The sequence below is a fragment of the Xenorhabdus sp. SGI246 genome (genome assembly GCF_040838225.1).
Lineage (GTDB): Bacteria > Pseudomonadota > Gammaproteobacteria > Enterobacterales > Enterobacteriaceae > Xenorhabdus > Xenorhabdus indica.
In genome coordinates this window covers 24,980-47,224 of record NZ_JBFPEZ010000063.1, presented here as the reverse complement: position 1 = coordinate 47,224, position 22,245 = coordinate 24,980, and the positions used below count along the sequence as shown (strand labels likewise).

Below are 22,245 nucleotides of genomic sequence, written 5' to 3'. Positions count from 1 at the left end.
CAATCTGTTCTTTAACGCCCGGTTTACAGGCTTGGTAGGTGTATTCCAACTGAAAGACCTTACGACAGGCATAGCAGCGATAACGCGAATGCCCTCCATTTCCTTTTCCATGTCCTTTTACGTCTTCTGATTTGTGACAATAACGACAATGAACGTTAACTTTAGCCATGTTTCACCATAAAAAGGCAGGAGTATATCACAACAACTAACCATTCAATACATGACCTAAATAGGTAGTCGCCTAAATGATAAGAAAATATTGTGTTTTATTTTGAATTAATTACTAACTAATAATTATTTGTTCTTTTATTATCCTTTATCGTAATTATTCATTATTAATATCAATTTGGTATTAATTTATTTTAATTAATCGCATAGGTTATTTTAATTTATGTGATTTTTTTAGCTTTTTCGGGTGGAAATTAAAATTGATATATATAATAAAAAATATGGTATAATAATAAAAAATATTATTTATATATGGCATTATTAAATATAGAGTAGAAGTTATTGTTTTTATAATTTACTGCTGTGGATTTTGTTAAATGCTCAACCAAATATCTTTTATTTGAAATTTTGAAATTTTTGAATTTGATAGGATATTGAAAATATAGTTAAATTTAGACCAATAATACATAATGGTTATTTTTTAATTTCATCAACTCTATGAAATTAAATTTCTAATTATTTATATATACTGTAGATTTCAAGATGTAATGCGGTAGTAAGGGAGTGAATTTTCTAGAGCATGAGTGGTAATACAACTTATGGAAGAACTTCTAACAAAGCTACAATCAAAAAAGATGATACATTGATTGATGATCTTTTTGAAATGTAAGAGTTAGGTATATAATCTTTCTTATGAAGTACTATATGAGAATAAAATCTTTTTTTATGAGTTTTTTAGGTAATCCTAGAAAATTTACATCTAAAAATATAGAATTACATATTAATTTTTAATGAAAATAATGTTAAAGTGACTGGTGTTGTTTTTTTAAGGTTGTTGAAGAAAAGTATAATTAATTTTTCAATTGACTTAACTATATTAATAAGTTATGGTTAAGTGCTGTATTTGTGCTAATTTACTAGGATTGATAAGAAAATAAATAAAATATCAAAAGGGTTATTTTCTTAAAGGCAATATTATTTCTTATGAAAAAATATAAGATATTGTTGTAATTTATTTTATTTATGTAATTGTTTATTATTTTAAACAAATGCAAATTATTATTTTTGGTATATTTTTATTCATAACTGAAAACCACCTCCTGAGGAGGTGGTCAACAACAGGTTTTGGCTCTTCCTTATTGGTTTTTAGATTTTAAAGTAATGGAAGTGGCAAGGTCTTGTTTTTAGGGGTTTTAGTACTCCCCTCTGGGGCGAAATCAAAGCCACTTTCTATGAAGGTGGATTTTTACTTTTGAATTAATAAATGTTTTTTTATGAAGGTAGTTTTTGTAATGCTTCAAAGAGAAATATTTTTTGTATGTAATATTATGTGAACCGATTAAATACTTTCTAGGCATTGCTATGTATAAAAAACAAAAAATGGAATACCTGAGAAAAAATCTACAATATTTACTTGATTCCAGAGGGGAAAGCAGAGTATCACTTTGTGATCGGACCGGGCTTAATCGTACAACTATCTACAATATCTTAGATGGCCGAGTACAAAGTGTTCATTCTTCAACTATCCAGAAAGTATCCAACTTTTTTGGTGTTTCGTATAGTGAAATAGAGGCAATTGATATCGCAGAAAAAGAACGTATTGATGCGATTGTTTCTTATGAAGGTAATATGAATCCCAGCGCTGTGCCATTATTTAGGCAGTCTGAATGTGTTACTGCTGAATTCTTTGAAAGTAAAATTGGTTCCCTGATTGTTGGAAGAGAGCTAACTTATTATTTTGGTTTTGGCCCTAATATCGTCGCCATTTTACTTGAGAATGATTTTTCAGGTAAATATAATGCTGGTGATTTATTAATAGTTAGAAGAGGCAATTATCAGAGCGATAATCCTAAGTTATGTTTCGATCAAAAACGGAAAAAGTTTCATATCAATGAGTTTCATATTGAAATTTCAGAAGATTTGGTAGTGATTGGGGATATAATGGAAGAACGGTTTGGGTATGGGAAAAAAATATAAATTACTGGGATTTAATAGTCAGGATAATACAGCAAATGTATTAATTTCATCAACAGGAAAAGTTTTAAGGATTAATGTAAAGGAGCTAGAAAAGAGTGAAGTAGCGGATGATTTTGATAGTCACGAAACAAAATCACTCTACAGAAAGATATACTCCAGCTTTCCAGATTCCCCCTCAATTTATGAAATTGAAGAACGAAATGAAAAGTCTTGGGTTGTTTATTCACTTCTCGCCTTATTGCTGACAATTTTCTATACTTTCAGCAACATAGCAGCAGCCAAGCCTGTTTATATCGAATATTTTAATATCATTGTTACTCCGGGTACTTTCATTTACCCTTTCTCTTTTTTAGTTATTGACTTACTCAGTGAATTTTATGGATTCAGATTAGCAAGAAAAGCAATATATATGTCGCTAGCTTCTAACCTGATCATCGTCTCATTATTGAGTATATCGACGAGTTTACCAGCTATTCCAAATTGGGGTTTGAATGATCAGTACAATGCTCTGATGAATCATATCTTATCAGCGATTTTTGCTTCCTCATTGTCATTCTTGGTGTCTGAACTGGTCAACTCATATATCTTGTGTAAGTTAAAAGACATGACAAACTCCCGGTTCTTAGCACTAAGGGTATTTTTCAGTACTTTTATCGCGTCAATTCTTGATAGTTTTGTTTTCTGTTTTGTTGCGTTCTACGGAAAACTTCCAGTAAACCAAATTATTGGAATGATGATTATTCAGATATTAATTAAAATTTTCTTTGCACTATTTAATGTTTTCCCTGCTTATGGTTCGCGTTACTTATTCAATCATTGGGTTGTTAAAGCCGTACATTAATGAGCAGCATGGAGAGTTTTTCTCCATGCTATTTCCCCGATTAAATCCTATCTTATGTTGTATAACATCTTGTGATGTGAATGAAGATAGGTGCTGGCTGGTACATGCTTGGAGCCAGATCATGACTAGAAAGCTGCTGCAATTTCCGTACAGTTATACAATAGCTCTTTTCATATTCATCTCATTTATGTAAGAAATTTTATCAGATGCGTTTGTTTTTTTATATTTACGGGGCAATGTAACAGGTTTTGAATTTATTTATTAAAATCAATTTGATATGAGATTTTTTACTATGTTTTATTTTTTATATCTCACATAATGACGTCGAGATTGAGTAGAAAAATCAACATTTCAGCTTTTATTTGTTGATTTTACTGTTCGTCTGGTGTATTAATTTGTCTGTAAAAATATAAGTTATAATTAAGATTTTGTCTGAGTATCGGGTAGTGCATCATCACTGCCTTTTATGTAGACAAATATTTTCATTATTTTGAATAGTTAGTTTCGACTCGCCCAACACCAGGGTAATCTTAGAACGTTTTTTGTTCTAATATGGTAATCAGTCTCTTAGCCAGCTATGTTGGTTAAGAGACTGAGTAACCTCAATTTTAGGAATAAGTTTCACATCTTAAATCAAGCGGTAAGCCATCGTGCGATAGCACTCTTCATGGTCGGCAACCTCACCGAATTCAGCTCTAACTATCATTCCCTCAATAAATGTTATCAACGCTTCTGCTTTGGATTCCGTATCTTTCGAGACTGTTAAGAAAACTGATAATAGCAGTGACTTTAACCATGTTTTGTGCTGTTGTGCTTGTTTAACGATAGCTGCATCATGGCCTTTGAATTCAGCTAAAGCATGCATAAACAGGCACCCTTGAAAATCTTCTGTAGCAAACCATGAAAAATGCCAATTCAGGATGGCATTGAGCTTGTTTTCAGTTCCTTCAGTTGAAGACACAACAATACTGAGTTCTTTTTCAAACCTCTGATGGCGCCTGACTAGCACTTCTTCGATCAGCTTATTTTTCGAACCAAAATAACGGTACATAGAGGTTTTTGATACATTCGCCTGATCTCTTATCAAATCAACACCAACAGCGTTGTAACCAAATTTATTAAATAGTGATTCGGCAATATCCAGGATGTGTTCTTTTTTACTCATAATATTTTCTTATTAGTTATTCAATATAGTTCTATAAAAGTTAGTTTTTAGGATAAATCTAAGGTTGTTTTTGTGTGTACAGATCTGTACATTTATTGGGGTGTACAAGGTTGTACACATGATATCATACCTATTGAGCTTTATTGCAGGTTGTCAATCTGAAAGTGGAATAATCCATTTACTGCGGATGACGTAAAAGAGAGTGATAAAGTTATCAATTTCTTTCCATAAGATGTTAAATATTTTGGAGAAAATATGCCTGAATCCTTTGAAAAAAGAATCCCCATCCCGCCATTTACTTATGAAACTGCAATGCAGAAAGTCCGTATTGCTGAAGATAGTTGGAATACACGTGATGCAGCTAAAGTTGTTCTGGCATATAGCAAAGACACTAAATGGCGAAATAGGACAGAGTTCGTGAATGGACGGAATGAAGCAGAAGAATTACTCATCCAAAAATGGAGAAAAGAGCAGGATTATCGTTTGATTAAAGAGTTATGGGCAGTGGAGGGAAACAGAATTGCTGTAAGATATGCCTATGAATGGCATGATGATTCTGGAAATTGGTTTCGTTCATATGGTAACGAGAATTGGGAATTTGATGAAAACGGTATGATGATTAACCGTTTTGCAAGCATTAATGATATCCCTATTAATGAGTGTGAACGTAAGTTCCATTGGCCTTTAGGACGCCGACCAGATAACCATCCTGGGCTCAGTGAGTTAGGGCTATAAAAATAGATGAAAAACAGTCAATGAAGTTCATGCCATTCTTTTATTGACATTGTTAAGCACGAAAATACTTATATGCTGCCAACGGATTGACAGCATAGTCATGCCTTGATTGAAGAGGAAAGGGGGCAGCTCAAGTTTGAGCTAATACACATAATTAGTAAAAAAGTGATTGTGATATAGGATCTTATTTTGAAAATTACTGCTTTTTAGCATATTCTTGCATTGCTTTTGCATGATAAGCGATATGTTCGCCAATAAAACTAGCAATAAAATAGTAGCTATGGTCATAATTAGGACGAAAATTTATTGTCACAGGGTAATTTGTTTCATCACAAATATCCTGCAATAAATGGGTACATAATTGGTTATCCAGAAACTCATCATCAGTCCCTTGATCAATCAAAATTGAAAGTTGTTCTGTTGCTTTTGCATTTTTGATCAATTCTACTGTGTCATACTGTTTCCAGAACGACCTGTCTTCTCCAAGATAGTTGGAAAAAGCCTTTTCCCCCCAAGGAACCTGGCTTGGTGCCACAATAGGAGAAAACGCTGATACACTGCAATAACGTTGCGGATTCCTCAGCGCAATGACCATCGCACCATGTCCACCCATAGAGTGCCCACTGATTGCCCGCACACCAGTGACAGCAAAGTATGTTTCAACCAATTCAGGCAACTCTGAAACCACATAATCGTACATGCGGTAATGTGGTTTCCAGGGTTGTTGTAACGCATTGAGATAAAACCCTGCCCCTTTTCCGAGATCATAAGAAGGGGCATCAGCGATATTATTCCCCCGAGGGCTGGTATCCGGAGCGACAATAACAACACCATGTTCAGTTGCGTAGCGTTGGACTCCGGCTTTTGTAATGAAATTCTGCTCAGTACAGGTTAAGCCAGAGAGCCAGTACAATACAGGTAATTTCTTTTCTTTAATCTGAGGTGGCAGAAAAATTGAAAATTTCATCTGACAGTTCAGGGAATTAGATCCATGTTGATAGACCTCCTGCCATCCGCCAAAACAGGCACGATGTTCAATTCTTTCCATGGCTTTTCTCTCTAAAATTGTAGGTTCAGGTTCTTCAACTATATGGTTTATATCTTATATGGTTTATATCTGGCTGTTTTTATAATAGTTGTTCAATTAATAATGAATTACTGTCCGAATAGATTTGCCTTCGTGCATCAGATCGAAGGCCTCATTAATGTTTTCTAATGGCATTTTATGGGTTACGAAAGGTTCAAGTTCAATTTTTCCTTTTATCGCATCTTCCACCATTCCCGGTAACTGACTACGCCCTTTAACTCCGCCGAAAGCCGTTCCTTTCCATGTCCGCCCGGTAACAAGCTGGAATGGACGAGTAGAAATTTCCTGTCCGGCACCAGCAACACCGATGATGACTGATTGTCCCCAACCACGATGTGCACTTTCGAGAGCTGCACGCATCACATTGACGTTACCAATACATTCGAAAGAGTGGTCAACTCCCCATTTTGTCATATCCAGAATAACCTGTTGAATCGGTTTGTCGTGATCATTGGGGTTAATGCAGTCAGTGGCACCGAATTGTTTGGCCAGCTCAAACTTATCTGGATTGGTATCAATAGCAATAATACGTCCGGCCTTAGCCTGACGAGCTCCCTGGATCACGGCAAGCCCAATTCCACCCAGACCGAAAACTGCTACAGAGTCTCCCGGTTGAACTTTGGCAGTATTATGTACAGCTCCGATACCAGTCGTGACGCCACAGCCTAACAGGCAAACATGTTCATGATTGGCTTCCGAATTGATTTTTGCCAGAGAAACTTCAGCAACTACTGTGTATTCACTGAATGTAGAACATCCCATGTAGTGATAAACAGGTTGTCCATTGTAAGAAAAACGAGTTGTACCGTCGGGCATCAAGCCTTTTCCCTGTGTATCGCGAACGGCAATACACAGGTTAGTTTTACCGGATTGACAAAATTCACATTTGCCACATTCAGCCGTATATAAGGGTATGACATGATCACCGGGCTTTACGCTGGTTACACCTTCACCGACCTCAATCACTACACCAGCTCCTTCATGCCCGAGAACAACAGGAAATCTCCCTTCAGGGTCATCTCCTGAAAGAGTGAAAGCATCAGTATGGCAGACACCTGTGTGACTGATTTTTATCATTACTTCACCGACTTTCGGTGGTGCTACGTCAATTTCAACAAGTTCGAGAGGTCTGTTTGGGCCAAAAGCAACAGCAGCACGCGATTTCATAGAATTCCTCTTTTTTGACATAAAAAGTGAATGTGAATTGTCCGGCATATGGCGAACATGGAAAGAACACGTATTCACGCATTATAGTTGTATCGTAGATTTGATCATCAATTGATTGTACTTAAGGTAACGGTTATCGGTATCACTTAGTCCAGAAAATAACAGGTGAAGATACAGACTATAACCAGAGGCAGTGATTATATTGTCACGAATATCCAGATAATAAATAAGACAGATAATATGTAAAAAAATAATAGCAGCATAATAAATTATGATTCTTGCATTCACATAAAAATGCCACATAGCACGAATTTTTAAAATATATTATTACTCTTACTTTTAATGATTTTCCCATAGAAAAATTAAAATAAATAACATCAATTTTTTGATAAAAAAAGAAAAACATAAAAAACAGAATAAAAAACTGCCTCATAATCCAGCTATTATCTCATTATTTACGATATGGTAAAAACTCAAAATATTATGTAACTTCCGTTGCTCTGTATCAGAAGGAGAAACTATGTTAACTAGAAAACAAAACGGAAGTCGCTTTCTGCGAACAATTGAATGGTTGGGAAATGCTTTACCTCATCCTGTTATTCTTTTTATGATCCTGATCGCTGTTTTATTGGTCTCTTCAGCAATCGGACAATATTTTGACATTACAACTATTGACCCCCGCCCAGAAGGAGCAAAAGGTCGGGCTGAAGATGGAGTGATCCATATCGTCAGCCTGCTTAATGCAGATGGAATTCGTAAAATCCTCTCTAACTTAGTGACAAACTTTACCGGTTTTGCACCATTAGGAACAGTTCTGGTTGCTCTGCTTGGCGTCGGCATTGCAGAGCGTTCAGGGTTACTGTCTGCGTTAATGCGTCTGGTCGTCATGAAGGCTCCCAGAAAATTAACGACATTGGCAATTGTATTCGCCGGTATTATGTCAAATACTGCCGCAGAATTAGGCTATGTAGTACTTATTCCATTGTCTGCCATAATCTTCCATTCTCTCGGTCGTCATCCACTTGCAGGGCTGGCGGCAGCATTTGCCGGAGTATCTGGTGGTTATTCAGCCAATTTATTATTGGGTACTATCGATCCTCTGCTTTCCGGGATCACTCAACAAGCAGCACAAATTATTGATCCATCCTATGTTGTTGGTGCTGAAGCTAACTGGTATTTCATGTTTGCCAGTACTTTCCTGATTTCCATTCTTGGTTACTATGTGACTGAAAAAATTGTTGAGCCACAATTAGGTCCATATACAAATAGTGCACTGGATGAAGATGAAAATACGCTAATAAACTCCGCAGCATTAACCGCTCTGGAAAAAAAAGCTCTTATAGCAGCCTCAATAACGTTTGCTGTACTCGGTGCGATTTTGGCACTAAGCGTTGTACCAGAAAACAGTATTTTACGTAATCAGGAAACCGGCTTAGTCAGCAATTCTCCATTCCTGAAATCTATCGTAGTTTTTATTTTCCTCTTTTTTTCTATACCGGGTATTGTCTATGGTTATGTCACCAAGTCAATGAAATCCAATAACGATGTAGTCGATGCTATGGCACAGTCCATGAGCAATCTGGGTTTATATCTGGTTATTATTTTTTTTGCCTCTCAATTTGTCGCTTTCTTTGGCTGGACTAATATCGGTCAAATTATTGCCGTAAAAGGGGCGAGTTTCCTGAATGAAATTAATCTGCACGGCGGTCTGTTATTTATCGGGTTTATCCTGATTTGTGCTTTTATCAATTTGATGATTGGATCAGCGTCTGCACAATGGGCGGTTACTGCACCAATATTTGTCCCCATGCTGATGCTGGCGGGTTATGCCCCGGAGACTATTCAGGCAGCTTATCGTATCGGTGATTCTGTAACCAATATCATCACTCCGATGATGACCTACTTCGGGCTGATTCTGGCAATAACGGTGAAATATAAAAAGGATGCCGGTATCGGTACTATGATTTCTATGATGTTGCCTTACTCCCTGGTATTTATGGCAGGTTGGTCACTGTTCTTCTATGTTTGGGTCTTTGTTTTTGGTTTACCTGTCGGCCCCGGTTCACCAATTTACTATAATCCTGTCGGTTAATGGTCTGTAAGTTAGGCTAAATGCTTGCCCTATATATTGACAGAGCAAGCATTCTCTTCTGGTTTTTATATTTAAAATCAAAACATTACTCCAATAATATCAATTAAAAATAATTTTTGTTTGTAATTTAGAAGTATTTTTCCACAAATTGACTAAAACCTTATTGATATATTATGAATCGGAGGTAGATTAATTTCTGTCCAAATATAAAACCCATTCATAAGCAGAGATTACTATGGATACTTCTTTTACCTCCACCAGCTTTCCTGATGATTACCGCAAAAGAATTCGCCAGATGAAACAAATTCTGCGTGAGCAAATCGGAGATGTTGAAACTCTCTTCTCCCAAGTATGTGACAAAATAGAAAAAGAATTAACCGCAGCCAAAGAAGATGAAAAAAACGTGGGTAGCGCCTGGCCTGAAATACATTGGCGTGATATGGCAGAAGGCAGAATAACAGAGGAAATCATACAAAAGATTAAGCGCCGTGGCTGTTTGGTCGTCAGGCAAAATTTCCCACAGAATCAGGCAATCGCATGGGATCAGTCCATGCTTGATTACCTCAATATCAATAAATTTGAACGCATCTATCAGGGACCAAAGGATAATTATTTTGGCAGTCTTAAAGCATCCCGGCCGGAAATTTATCCTATTTACTGGTCTCATGCACAGATGCAAGCCAGACAAAGCGAAGAAATTGCGCTGGTACAATCTTTTCTGAATCACTTATGGAAATTTGAATCGGATGGAGTGAAATGGTTTGATCCTGACGTCAGCATGATTTATCCCGATCGTATTCGCCGCAGACCACCAGGTACGACATCCAAAGGTCTGGGTGCGCACACAGATTCAGGGGCTTTGGAACGTTGGTTACAACCAGATTATCAAAACGTGTTCAGAAAAATCTTTACTCACCAGTTTACAGAATATGATCCCTGGGATGCTGCCTATCGTCCTAATGTACATGAATTCGATAGCACAACGAGATGTTCTGTTTTTAGAACATTTCAGGGCTGGACTGCGCTGTCTGATATGTTGATTGGTCAGGGGCTTCTGCATGTTGTGCCCGTTCCTGAAGCAATAGCCTATATTCTGTTACGCCCACTACTGAATGATGTTCCTGAAGATGAACTATGTGGTGTGGCTCCCGGTAAAGCACTTCCTATATCAGAGCAATGGCATCCTCACCTTGTTCGTGGATTATGCAGTATCCCGGCATTACAGGCTGGCGATTCTGTCTGGTGGCATTGTGATCTTATCCACTCTGTTGCTTCTGTAGAAAATCAACAAGGTTGGGGAAATGTAATGTATATTCCCGCTGCACCATTGTGTAACAGAAACCTGGCCTATGCCCGTCAAGTGACTGAAGCCCTTGAACATGGCACTTCTCCACCAGACTTTGCCCCAGAACATTATGAAAAGAATTGGAAAAACCGTTTCACCATCGCTGAGTTAAATGCAATTGGCTTACGGGGACTTGGGTTAGGAAATCGGAATATTGAGACATAGATTTAAATTATCAAACATGGAATTATCAGGCATGGAACGCTTTTGCTTTTACCAGATTACGGTAGGCTATCGGAGTCAGCTCAAAATGTTGTTCAAACAACTTACTGAAATAGTGGGGATCCCTGAATCCTACTAACTGTGCAACATGCAATAAATTTAGGTTATTATCTTTCAATAACTGCTTTGCTGTTAATAAACGGTAATTAAGCATATATTTATGGGGAGACACTCCGACTTGTGCTCTGAAATTACGGGCTAAAGTACTTTCCGATACCCCAACATAACTGGCAATGTCTTTAATAGTAATATGCAATGTTATATTCTGCTTAATATAACTTTGGGCTATTGATACCATTTCATCAAATTGTGTGCTACCTCCCACTTGAAAAAATGGCTCTGATTGGAAATCAGACACTTCATGCATAAAATGTTTCTCAATAACTTTAGCGATAGATGGCCCAAAAAACTGAGAGATAAGGTAAACCAATAGCTCCATTTGGGAATTAATACTTCTTACACAGTAAATATTGTCATTATAGGTAATACTTGCCTTACGGTTTACATTCACGGTTGGAAATTGACGTGCAAATTTGTCATAAAAAGCCCAATGGGTTGTTACTGTATTTTTATCAAGTAAGCCCGCTTGCGCTAACCAGAATACCCCTGTTCCGGTCGCAACAATGACAGCATTGTTTTCTTTTTGTCTGCGCAGCCATGAAAGAAGTTCTTTCCTGCCAACCATCGCAGGATATGGATTTCCCCACATCGGGGGCAAAAATACTAAATCAAAATCGACAAACTCTGAAAATGTATGGTGAGTATGCAACCTAATTTGCGGTATCTGTTGGTGGTTTTTCTTCCTATCTCCTACAACAGACATGACAAGCGGCTGTTTTCTCTGCTCTATGTGGCTTCTTAAACTGCTGGCGCTGTTTAACATATCCGATGCTAACGTAATCCCACTTTGTAACGCTTTGTCATATAAGACAAACGCTATATTCATACTCAGTCTCCAAACATCATGTATACGCTTCATGCCTATATTCTATGGAATTTCAGGATATCGCCAACAAAGCTGTAACCTGAAAAATAACGGGTATATAACATTTGATATTTCAGTTTCAATAAAAATAGATCAGATGACAATATTCTCAGTTTTAATGACCAATATATCAGAGTATTAATTTACGCCAATTGCTAAACTTTAGAAAAAGCCTTTTTGGAGTTCATAATGAGTAAATTACCCGTAATTGTTGGTTTAGGTGGTATCAATACGGCAGGAAGAAGTTCTGGATCCCACGGATATAAACGCATCGTATCAAATAGTCTTAATGGCAAAATAATGAAAGATACATGGAGCGATTTATGTCATCGAATGGGTATTATTAATGGAATAGAATCTGTCACTGATACCCAAATTGAACAAGCAAAAAATGGTACACTGATTAGAAAAATAACTCTTTTCGATACACAGCAAGTGCCAGTTAATAAAATAATAACTAATTCTAATAAAGACACAGTTCAACTATTACAACCGACTTATATTCCACTTTCTATGTCCAGCGCAGGACAATTACCGGAAGGGTTTGAAATAGGCAATTTATATAATGCCCATCACCATCCTCGCGGTTTACGTCTCACCGTATATGGTGCCTCAGATTTACTCAACTCAATCGGAATTTCATGGTCAGATATATCTGCATTAGTAGAGCCTGATCAAATTGCTGTTTATGCCAGCAGTGCATTAGGCCAGATAGATCAGTTTTCACTATCAGGATTGATCGGTAATCCACTGAATGGCTTACGCATTAGCTCCAAAATGTTGCCACTCTCCTTACCAGATATGCCCGCAGATTTTATTAATAGTTATATTATTAATAACATAGGAAGCACATCTGCCAATATCGGTGCCTGTGCCAGCTTTCTGTACAATCTTAAACAAGGTGTTAATGACATAAGGCAAGGTAAGGCAAAAGTCTGTTTAGTCGGCTGTGCCGAAGCACCTATTACTCCTGAAATCATCGAAGGATTCCGTGCTATGGGGGCTCTTGCAGAAGACCATCTATTATGTAAATTGGACGGAACTAACACTGTCGACCATCGCCGTGCCTGCCGTCCATTTTCAACTAATGTCGGGCTCACTCTTTCCGAATCATCACAGTTTGTGTTGCTTATGAGTGACGATCTCGCACTGCAATGTGGTGCTAATATTCTTGGATCGGTGCCTGATGTTTTCGTGAATGCCGATGCGAACAAAAAATCCATCTCTTCTCCCGGAATCGGTAACTATATCACGATGATGAAAGCCGCTTCCCTTACATACAACCTTCTGGATGGGAAATTACAGCATTCTTACGTTCAGGCACACGGTACAGGGACACCTCAAAATAGGGTTACAGAAAGCCACATTATTAATGAAACCGCAAAAGTCTTTGGCCTCAGCCACTGGGATGTTACCGCCATTAAGGCATATGTCGGGCACTCTTTTTCTACCTCTGCCGGTGATCAATTGGCCAACACGCTAGGCGTTTGGCAATATGGATGGATACCTGGCATTAAGACAATTGATCACATTGCTGAAGATGTACATTCTTCCAACCTGAACATCTTAATGCAGGATAAGTTTGCTGGTGAACAAGGTAAAGATATGCATGCCACAATCATCAATTCAAAAGGATTTGGTGGCAATAATGCGAGCGCTGTTATTTTATCTCCACAGCAAACAATGCGAATGCTGACAAAAAAATATGGTAACACCACCATCAACAACTATCATAAATGTAATCAGATAGTTAAAGAAAAAAGTGAAGAGCAAGATCAAGCCATTTGCCGTGGCGAGGAATCTATTATTTATGATTTCGGAAGCTCTGTGATACAACCTTCGGATATCGAACTTTCACGTCAGGAAGTGAAATTAGCGGGATTCAAACATACTATAAAACTGCCGAATGCAGATGAATTCAGCGAATTTCTGTGAATTTACAATATAATAACTTCCCGATAATCCGAAAATTATTTGGGATAATCTGACCGTCATTAAAAAACTAATGACGGTCAGATACAATTAACACGATTTACAGATTACGCACTAAAGCTGTCTGCTTATCGTTTCAATCTCCTGTCGCCATTTCTCCTGCAAGGCGGGCTTTTGATGTTTTGGTCTTCTGCGCAAATCTTCCTGCAACAGTTTCTCCAACTCTACCAGACGTTGTAGTAAAACCTCTTCATCCCACACCATTGCCGATTCTTGTTTATTGCAATCAGTAGAATGTTGCCAATTTGGTTTTTCTAAATTATCACCCTGTTCGAGCAAAGAATAGATTTCTTCAACATTATGATATTCAGTTAGCTTACCTTTGTTGATCAGCCAAAAGCGGTTACAACTTTGTTCAATAAGACTTCGATCGTGGCTGACAATCAAGGCTCCACCTTTATATTCCTTCAGGGTATCAAAGAGCTCTTCTTTCCCCTCCAAATCAAGGTGGTTAGTGGGTTCATCAAGAAACAGCAAATGGTAACGCGCTAATGTTAGCCCTATGAACAATAAACGCGCCCGCTCACCGCCACTCAATGACGCTACTTTCTGCTGATGCCTTTGATATTCAAAACCTGCGCTGATAAGCGCCCGTTTACGCTGATCATCACTGGTTGGTGCAAAACGAATTAATGCATCACTCAGTGATTCGTCATCCTGAATTTGCTCCAGAGATTGATCGTAGTAACCGAGCTGACATTGAGGATGATAATCCACATTCTGTAATGTCTTCTCCAGATATTCTTTATACAACACTTTCAACAAAGTAGACTTACCGCAACCGTTGTTACCCAGAATAGCGATTCTATCGCCACTCTTGATCTGCTTCGACAGGACATTGAACAGAACCACATTACTCCCCAAAGGCATAACAGTCATATGTTCAATGTCCAGCAATCGGTTAGCGGGTAATGCATCCCCCTGAAGAGTCAGCTTCCATGGAGTGCCTTGAGTGAGTTTAGTTTGCTGCTCAGCCAGGCGCTGTTTACGTGCCAGCATCGTCTTCGCTTTACGAGAAAGATCGGGATTGTCATAAACCTTACCCCATGTGGCTAACCGTTCAGCACTCTGCTCTAGCCTGTCTATCTCTTTTTGCTCACTAGCATGACGTTGCATATCCGTCTGATCACGTTCGAGCAAAGCTTCCCTTGCCTGAGAACAAGCCATACTGAAGTGATATAAGGTTTTGTCCCGCATAATCCAGGTAGTATTAGTCACTCTATCTAGTAAAGTCTGATCATGCGATACCAATACAAACGATCCTTTCCACTGAAACAAAAAAGATTCCAGCCATAGCAGAGAAGTCAGATCCAGATGGTTACTCGGTTCATCCAATAACAGTAAATCAGGTTGCTGGATCACTGCACGACCAAGTAACAGGCGCATATGTTGCCCACCACTAAGATTTCCGACAGGCGTTTGCCAATCCTTTTCGGGAAATCCCAATTCAGACAACAGAAGCTCGGCTCGCCAAATTTCGTCAACTTTAACTTTCTCACTAATAGCCTTTCTTAACGTGGCATCATGCAGAGATAAAGGTAAATGCTGTTCGACATACGCCAAAACACACTGATTCGCAATTGTGATCTTCCCGCTGTAATCTTCCAAATTACCGCTCAGTAATTTCATCAGAGTGCTTTTACCACAGCCGTTATGACCGATAAGCCCAATTTTGTCGCCTTTGTTTAGAGTAAACGTTATATCCTCAAACAAAGGAGCCGAAGAGAAAGCAATAGAAAGTGATTGTGCAGATAAATAAGTGCTCATAGATAACTCAAGAATTTTGGGTGCAAAACACCGTTGTCAGATGCTGACAATAATTCTTCGAGCTTGAGTGAAGAGAACTCTGATTTGTAAAGTTACTATTTTATGTTAGCAACTAAATATTTTTTCGCTCAAGCTAAAATTATTGCAGCGTATGCCACAAACCCTTGAGCGAGCTTCTAATACCAAAGAAGCGAGCGTATAAACGCTGCATAGACATAGAGGTCCTCCTTTTTTTATCTGGGAAAGTAACGGTACTTTCTGGTTATTCGGTAGGCTAAGAATATAAAAAGTCTGCCAGGAAAAGCAAATAAATCAGATAAATTATTTAAAAAATGCGTTCTGGTTCTCATCTATTTTTCGCCGGAAATTCATTCTGATTTATCAAAATCATTCGATATCAAAAGCGCACGAATAAAAAATAACGTTATAGTTAGTAACGTCATTATTGTTACAATCCAAATCAACCCTTTCCAACCCAGTACCTCGTAAATTCCCCCAGATGCAAGTGCGAATATTGTTGACACAGTAGCCAGAAGAGTTTCACTCACACCCTGAACACGGACTTTACTGATACCATCAGACATACTATTGATAATATGTGTTCCCCCTAAGAACATCAGGTTCCATCCTAATCCGGCAAAAATCAATGGGACTCCAAGAATAACAATTTCTGTTTCATTAATAAGCCCTATCAGAAAACCGATAAGGTTAAAGAGAGCGCCCAACAGAATAATACGATTTGCCCCCATTCTTGATATCAGCATACCCGTGATAATACCGGGAGCGAACATGGCTACAAGATGAGCGCCAATTAATATGCCCGTTTCTGAATCCCCCAAACCATAACCAACAGAAGCAATTGAGGCGGCTGACATAACTATCATCATAATTGCATGGCCTAACACCATTGATACAATTCCAAAAAACAAATAGTGGCTTGTGACAATAGATGAGAATCCAGTTGCCTTACCAACATCAGCCTTTGCTTGATTAACCGAATATCCCATTTCACGATTCAGTGGGACAAAAGCAAGCACAGCACATCCTCCAATAACGGACACTAACGTGTATACTCCGATAAATGGAAGATCGAACCCCAGGCTATCTCCTTTTCCATATAGCTCGCTGCCAATAATGACTCCAATTCCAGAAGCCAGCAATAAAGAACTTGCTGTTGCTGCCCGCTGCTTTGGGACACTCTCAGCAGCAGCATATCGTAGAAAATTAATACCGATCATAGCGATACCAATTAAAAAATGTCCACCGAGTAAAAGTATGAAACTGTCTAAATAAATGGCTGCCGCTGAAGCAAATCCACCAAATACTCTGTATTTAGCTTCTGGCTCTTTTTTATCATCGGAAAAAGAGCTTTACTCTCAATACGGATTGAGTCAGTTGCTGGTTACATATCCAGACATATTTATAAAATATTTTCTTTAGTTTTTTTCTTTTCTTAAAAGTATTGGCTATTCTGAAGTCGCATACTGCCATAAAGGAGAATAGCTAATAATAATCAAAAGAAGCTATATCATTATCCGACAAGCAATGGTCATTATTTGTACAAAAGATTATTTTGGAAGAACGCTAAGGTCATAATTCTTGTCGGCCATAAAAAATGCACAAGAACTTAAAGAGAATATTGAGACCTCAATGCTATTAGAGCTGAAAGGTTCAATCGATGTTTTCGTTCTTGATGTCTCAAAAAACGGGGATAAAAAAACCCCGCACGAACGGGGCCTTGGTATTGTTTCTTAAATATATTTCCGTTCAAAATCAGAACGGAATATCATCATCAAAATCCACTGGTGGCTCATTGTTCTGCTGAGCAGGAGATTGTACCGGACGAGATGATGGCATACCGCCACCACTAAATTGCTGGGAAGCTTGTGGCTGTTGTGGTTGTCCCCAGCCGCCTTGTGCTGGTGCATCCTGTGCTGCACCACGGCTGCCCAACATCTGCATTACTCCACCGATAGGATTGACTACAACTTCAGTGGTGTAACGATCTTGCCCACTCTGATCTTGCCATTTGCGGGTCTGCAAAGCGCCTTCGAGATAAACTTGAGAGCCTTTACGCAGATATTCACCTGCGACTTCTGCCAATTTGCCGAAAATCACCACACGGTGCCACTCAGTTTTCTCTCTCATCTCACCGGTTTGCTTATCACGCCAGCTATCGGACGTTGCCAGAGTAATATTGGCAACTGCACCGCCATTCGGCATATAGCGAATTTCCGGATCCTGCCCCAAATTACCCACTAAAATAACTTTGTTTACGCCTCTGCTGGCCATTGGAATACTCCTGATGAAATGATTTTTGCTAAAAACGAACTTCTATAATTATAAGCAAAGTAGTTTACCATGCGAGGACTAAGTTTAAACTAAAAGCCGTCATATTATACTTTGCGAAGCGCATCGTACTTTATATCCTTGTATCTTTCATGTTGTACTCTTTAGCTACCCTTAACAGGCTGTACAACAACTGAAAGCGCTTGATATACACAGTAATTATTACAGCATGAATCTCTGTTAATACTGTATATTCATTCAGCAAAATTTGTGCAATAATAATGCGCTTTTTAGTTGAACACGATAAATAATCTGGGTAATGGTAAATGGATAACATCGAAGTTCGGGGCGCCCGCACCCATAATCTTAAAAATATCAACCTGATAATTCCCCGTGACAAACTGATAGTCATTACGGGCTTGTCTGGCTCCGGTAAGTCTTCTCTGGCTTTCGATACACTGTATGCAGAAGGCCAGCGTCGCTATGTAGAATCACTCTCTGCATATGCCCGCCAGTTTTTATCACTGATGGAAAAACCGGATGTCGACCACATTGAAGGCCTGTCTCCCGCCATTTCCATTGAACAGAAATCAACTTCTCATAACCCGCGTTCAACCGTCGGAACAATCACAGAAATTCACGATTATCTCCGTCTGCTGTTTGCCCGTGTCGGCGAGCCTCTCTGTCCCGAACATAATATTCCACTGGCTGCACAAACCATTAGTCAGATGGTAGATAATGTTCTTACGTTACCGGAAGGACAACGTCTGATGTTATTGGCCCCGGTAGTCAAAGAGCGTAAAGGAGAGCATTCCAAACTGTTGGAGAATCTGGCGACACAAGGTTATATCCGCGCCCGTATTGACGGTGAAGTGTGTGACCTCTCCGATCCACCTAATTTAGAATTGCAGAAAAAACATACGATTGAAGTTGTCATTGACCGTTTCAAAGTACGCCCAGATCTGGCTCAGCGTCTGGCCGAATCTTTCGAAACCGCTTTAGAGCTTTCAGGTGGTACGGCTGTCATTGCCAATATGGATGATGATCAGGCTGAAGAGTTGATTTTCTCGGCCAATTTCGCCTGCCCAATGTGTGGTTACAGTATGAGCGAGTTGGAACCACGCTTATTTTCCTTCAACAACCCGGCAGGTGCCTGTTCTACTTGTGATGGTTTGGGTGTCCAGCAGTTTTTCGATCCTGATCGGGTAGTGCAAAATAGCAATATTTCACTCGCAGGTGGCGCTATTCGTGGATGGGATCGCCGTAATTTCTATTACTTCCAGATGCTAAAATCTCTGGCAGACCATTATAAGTTCGATATAGAAACCCCATTTGATGAATTAAGTCCTGCCATTAAAAAAGTAATTTTGTATGGCTCAGGTAAGGAATCTATCGAATTCAAATATACCAATGATCGTGGGGATACAACTGTCCGTAAACACCCATTCGAAGGTGTTCTGCATAATATGGAACGCCGCTATAAAGAGACAGAATCTTCCGCTGTACGGGAAGAATTAGCCAAATATATTAGTAATCGTTCCTGTATTTCGTGTGAAGGAACCCGCCTGCGCAAAGAAGCGCGTTTTGTTTTTATCGAAAATACCACATTGCCACAGATTTCTGATTTCAGCATCGGTCATGCGATGGAATTTTTCCAAAACATCAAATTGAGCGGGCAAAGAGCTAAAATTGCTGAAAAAGTTCTGAAAGAGATCCGTGATCGTCTGAATTTTCTGGTCAATGTTGGTTTAAATTACCTGACACTTTCCCGTTCAGCAGAAACCCTTTCCGGTGGTGAAGCCCAACGTATCCGGTTAGCAAGCCAAATTGGTGCAGGTTTAGTTGGCGTGATGTATGTTCTGGATGAGCCTTCCATTGGCCTCCATCAGCGTGATAATGAGCGTTTGCTGGAAACCTTACTGCATCTGCGTAACTTAGGTAATACCGTTATTGTTGTTGAACATGATGAAGATGCTATTCGTGCCGCTGATCATATTATTGATATTGGGCCCGGAGCGGGTGTTCATGGCGGTAAAGTTGTTGCCGAAGGAACTATTAATGACATCATGGCAAGCCAAACATCTCTCACAGGGAAGTTTCTAAGTGGTGAACGTGAGATCGCTATCCCGGAACAACGAATCGCTGTTGATCCTAGCAAAATGTTGAAGTTAATTGGTGCGAAGGGCAATAACCTGAAAAAAGTGACATTAAAACTACCTGTCGGCTTGTTCACATGTATCACGGGGGTTTCAGGCTCCGGTAAATCGACATTAATCAACGATACGTTATTCCCAATCGCACAACGCCAGTTAAATGGCGCAACCAATATTAATCCTGCCTCTTATGTAGATATTCAAGGTCTGGAACATTTTGATAAGGTCATTGATATTGACCAAAGCCCGATCGGCAGAACTCCTCGCTCGAATCCCGCCACTTATACCGGCGTCTTTACACCAGTAAGAGAACTGTTTGCTGGCGTACCTGAATCCCGTACGCGTGGTTATACACCGGGTCGTTTTAGTTTCAATGTTAAGGGCGGACGCTGTGAAGCCTGTCAGGGGGACGGGGTAATTAAGGTGGAAATGCACTTCCTGCCTGATATTTATGTTCCCTGTGATCAGTGTAAAGGAAAGCGCTATAACCGCGAAACGTTGGAGATCAAATATAAAGGCAAGAATATCAATGAGGTGCTGAATATGACCATTGAAGAAGCCCGTAGCTTTTTTGACGCAGTACCTGCCCTTGCCCGTAAATTGCAAACGTTAATGGATGTTGGCCTTTCTTACATTCGTCTTGGGCAGTCTGCTACTACACTCTCCGGTGGAGAAGCACAACGGGTTAAACTGGCACGCGAGTTATCGAAACGTGGTACAGGTCAAACACTTTATATTCTTGATGAACCAACAACTGGATTACATTTTGCTGATATCCAACAACTGTTGTCAGTTCTACATCAATTGCGGGATCAGGGAAATACCATTGTAGTGATTGAACACAATCTGGATGTTATCAAAACTGCGGACTGGATTGTTGATCTTGGCCCAGAAGGTGGTAGTGGTGGCGGAGAGATATTAGTGGCAGGAACGCCAGAAGATGTAGCGAAATGTGAAAAATCCCATACGGCACGTTTCCTTAAGCAGATACTCAATAAAAATTAATGCTATTTCATCTATTATAATCAGCAAAAGCCTCTCTTATTAGAGAGGCTTTGTTTATTTATTAAATTATTCTAATATTTTTTAATGCAACAAACACCTTTCCGGCTGTAATAATCAACGAAATAATCCTATTTAGATCGGTCTGATATTGTTGTTCTAATATTATTGCTGAGCCTTTAAAGATGCTGTGTTCATATTATAGGCAAGTTAATTTCATAATGATATTATATATTTTGTTAATTTATAATGGAGATCAAATATGTATATGTTTTTACCATTTTTAATTGCGTTAGTTATGGTTGCCACTGTTATTACTGGCAAGAAAAAGCTGACCTATACTCTTTGGTTTATCTTATTAATCATCACGGTATTTTGGTTTAAATATCATGCCACTGATGCACTGAATCTTTCTTTCTAACCGGAGGCCGTAATGAATAATACTATGTCAGCATCTCGTAACCTTAATCCTGCCATTACATTGAATATACTCGGTTTATTTGGCATTTGTGTCATTCTAATCGTGGCATTTTATTATCAACTGGCACGTTTTGAACTTCCCTGCCCGCTATGTCTGTTGCAACGTGCAGGCATCATTATGATCGGCTTTGGTTTTCTGTTTAATATCTATTTTGGTGTTAAAAATGTTCATTACAGCTTTTCCTTACTGGGCTGTATCGTCACTGGCTTTGTTGCTATGCGTCAGGTTTCTTTACATATCCTGCCGGGAGATGCAGGATATGGTTCCACTTTCTTCGGCTTGCACTTCTATACGTGGGCTGCAATCTTATCTATTCTTACCATTATTGCTATTGCTGCCATCATGCCCCTAAAAGCAGGTAATCATGATCCGGCAAAATATTCACCACACATACTCGGCAAACTTGTCATGGGATTGTTCGCGATCTTGATCACCGCTAATCTGGTCTCTACCGTGCTGGAATGTGGCAGTGGACAGTGTGACGATAACCCAACGTTTTATCAGCTATTGCAGTAATAACATTTAGTTATCTTGGTAGAAGAAAGAAGGCTGATACACTCTACAGCCTTCTCTTTCCCCAACAAGATTATTCGGAAGGAAATTTAATATTCATAATTCATTGAATTATTTATAAAATAATATACTTCATGTGCTTCTTCAGGCGTCGGAACTTCTAGCTTAGATAGCATTCGCTCCATCACTTTATCCGGTACAACATATTCGCGATTTTTGGGATAAAATAAACCCTTTGCCTAATACCAGAACAAAGGGCTGTAG

The 22,245-nt window shown here is 39.0% G+C and carries 18 protein-coding genes and 1 pseudogene; 10 read left to right on the top strand and 9 right to left on the bottom strand.

All coding sequences use genetic code 11. The features are described from left to right. Positions 1 to 169 (bottom strand): IS1 family transposase (locus ABLA85_RS14730; RefSeq protein WP_367965157.1); only part of this gene is annotated, 169 nt, incomplete at its 3' end. A gap of 1,361 nt (positions 170 to 1,530) precedes the next feature. Between ABLA85_RS14730 and ABLA85_RS14725 the strand changes: the two genes are divergently transcribed. Both ABLA85_RS14725 and ABLA85_RS14720 read left to right on the top strand, forming a co-directional pair. Then, positions 1,531 to 2,145, top strand: a complete 615-nt coding sequence (locus ABLA85_RS14725; protein ID WP_367965154.1) for a helix-turn-helix domain-containing protein — start codon at positions 1,531 to 1,533, stop codon at positions 2,143 to 2,145. After that, positions 2,129 to 2,986 carry a queuosine precursor transporter gene (locus ABLA85_RS14720; protein ID WP_367965156.1) on the top strand — a complete coding sequence of 286 codons (858 nt, stop codon included), beginning with the start codon at positions 2,129 to 2,131 and terminating at the stop codon, positions 2,984 to 2,986. The genes ABLA85_RS14725 and ABLA85_RS14720 overlap by 17 nt, the downstream gene beginning before the upstream one ends. A gap of 628 nt (positions 2,987 to 3,614) precedes the next feature. On the opposite strand, the gene ABLA85_RS14715 is transcribed toward ABLA85_RS14720, so the two are convergent. Further along, the gene (locus tag ABLA85_RS14715; protein WP_367965153.1) at positions 3,615 to 4,151 is read right to left on the bottom strand and encodes a TetR/AcrR family transcriptional regulator; all 537 of its coding nucleotides are present in this window, start codon (positions 4,149 to 4,151) and stop codon (positions 3,615 to 3,617) included. 255 nt (positions 4,152 to 4,406) lie between these two features. Here ABLA85_RS14715 and ABLA85_RS14710 point away from each other — a divergent pair, with 255 nt between their 5' ends. Continuing rightward, positions 4,407 to 4,886 (top strand): DUF1348 family protein, encoded by a 480-nt coding sequence (locus tag ABLA85_RS14710; protein WP_367965152.1) that lies wholly within the window; start codon positions 4,407 to 4,409, stop codon positions 4,884 to 4,886. Between the two features lie 196 nt (positions 4,887 to 5,082). Here ABLA85_RS14710 and fghA read toward each other — a convergent pair whose 3' ends face one another. Then, positions 5,083 to 5,934 (bottom strand): S-formylglutathione hydrolase, encoded by an 852-nt coding sequence (gene fghA, locus ABLA85_RS14705; protein ID WP_367965151.1) that lies wholly within the window; start codon positions 5,932 to 5,934, stop codon positions 5,083 to 5,085. A gap of 96 nt (positions 5,935 to 6,030) precedes the next feature. Then, a complete protein-coding gene (locus ABLA85_RS14700; protein ID WP_367965150.1) occupies positions 6,031 to 7,140 on the bottom strand; it encodes an S-(hydroxymethyl)glutathione dehydrogenase/class III alcohol dehydrogenase in 1,110 nt (369 codons plus the stop codon). 520 nt (positions 7,141 to 7,660) lie between these two features. On the opposite strand from ABLA85_RS14700, the gene ABLA85_RS14695 reads away from it, so the two are divergent. Both ABLA85_RS14695 and ABLA85_RS14690 read left to right on the top strand, forming a co-directional pair. Continuing rightward, positions 7,661 to 9,232 (top strand): AbgT family transporter, encoded by a 1,572-nt coding sequence (locus ABLA85_RS14695; RefSeq protein ID WP_367965149.1) that lies wholly within the window; start codon positions 7,661 to 7,663, stop codon positions 9,230 to 9,232. 235 nt (positions 9,233 to 9,467) lie between these two features. Continuing rightward, positions 9,468 to 10,742, top strand: a complete 1,275-nt coding sequence (locus ABLA85_RS14690) for a DUF1479 domain-containing protein (RefSeq protein WP_367965148.1) — start codon at positions 9,468 to 9,470, stop codon at positions 10,740 to 10,742. Between the two features lie 25 nt (positions 10,743 to 10,767). On the opposite strand, the gene ABLA85_RS14685 is transcribed toward ABLA85_RS14690, so the two are convergent. After that, a complete protein-coding gene (locus ABLA85_RS14685; RefSeq protein ID WP_367965147.1) occupies positions 10,768 to 11,745 on the bottom strand; it encodes a GlxA family transcriptional regulator in 978 nt (325 codons plus the stop codon). A gap of 228 nt (positions 11,746 to 11,973) precedes the next feature. Between ABLA85_RS14685 and ABLA85_RS14680 the strand changes: the two genes are divergently transcribed. After that, positions 11,974 to 13,719, top strand: coding sequence for a beta-ketoacyl synthase (locus ABLA85_RS14680; RefSeq protein WP_367965146.1), 1,746 nt, complete (start codon positions 11,974 to 11,976; stop codon positions 13,717 to 13,719). A 111-nt stretch (positions 13,720 to 13,830) separates the two neighbouring features. Here the strand turns inward: ABLA85_RS14680 and ABLA85_RS14675 are convergent, their stop codons facing one another. Together ABLA85_RS14675 and ABLA85_RS14670 are read right to left on the bottom strand one after the other, a co-directional pair. Continuing rightward, positions 13,831 to 15,543: an ABC-F family ATP-binding cassette domain-containing protein gene (locus ABLA85_RS14675; RefSeq protein ID WP_367965145.1), complete on the bottom strand. Its 1,713-nt coding sequence runs from the start codon at positions 15,541 to 15,543 to the stop codon at positions 13,831 to 13,833. A gap of 368 nt (positions 15,544 to 15,911) precedes the next feature. After that, the gene (locus ABLA85_RS14670; RefSeq protein ID WP_367965144.1) at positions 15,912 to 16,781 is read right to left on the bottom strand and encodes a hypothetical protein; all 870 of its coding nucleotides are present in this window, start codon (positions 16,779 to 16,781) and stop codon (positions 15,912 to 15,914) included. A gap of 361 nt (positions 16,782 to 17,142) precedes the next feature. Here ABLA85_RS14670 and ABLA85_RS14665 point away from each other — a divergent pair, with 361 nt between their 5' ends. Next, entirely contained in the window at positions 17,143 to 17,298 is a 156-nt protein-coding gene (locus ABLA85_RS14665) for a hypothetical protein (RefSeq protein WP_367965143.1), read from the top strand. A gap of 18 nt (positions 17,299 to 17,316) precedes the next feature. Here the strand turns inward: ABLA85_RS14665 and ABLA85_RS14660 are convergent, their stop codons facing one another. After that, entirely contained in the window at positions 17,317 to 17,835 is a 519-nt protein-coding gene (locus tag ABLA85_RS14660; protein ID WP_367965142.1) for a single-stranded DNA-binding protein, read from the bottom strand. Between the two features lie 323 nt (positions 17,836 to 18,158). On the opposite strand from ABLA85_RS14660, the gene uvrA reads away from it, so the two are divergent. From uvrA to ABLA85_RS14645, 3 genes are all read left to right on the top strand, one after another. After that, positions 18,159 to 20,990 carry an excinuclease ABC subunit UvrA gene (gene uvrA / locus ABLA85_RS14655; protein ID WP_367965141.1) on the top strand — a complete coding sequence of 944 codons (2,832 nt, stop codon included), beginning with the start codon at positions 18,159 to 18,161 and terminating at the stop codon, positions 20,988 to 20,990. Between the two features lie 259 nt (positions 20,991 to 21,249). After that, positions 21,250 to 21,408, top strand: coding sequence for a DUF5993 family protein (locus ABLA85_RS14650; RefSeq protein ID WP_367965140.1), 159 nt, complete (start codon positions 21,250 to 21,252; stop codon positions 21,406 to 21,408). A gap of 12 nt (positions 21,409 to 21,420) precedes the next feature. Further along, on the top strand, positions 21,421 to 21,984 hold the full coding sequence (locus tag ABLA85_RS14645) for a disulfide bond formation protein B (protein WP_367965139.1): 564 nt from the start codon (positions 21,421 to 21,423) through the stop codon (positions 21,982 to 21,984). Between the two features lie 86 nt (positions 21,985 to 22,070). Here ABLA85_RS14645 and ABLA85_RS14640 read toward each other — a convergent pair. After that, positions 22,071 to 22,193, bottom strand: a pseudogene (locus tag ABLA85_RS14640) (poly(A) polymerase); the annotation flags it as partial. Positions 22,194 to 22,245 lie beyond the last annotated feature (52 nt).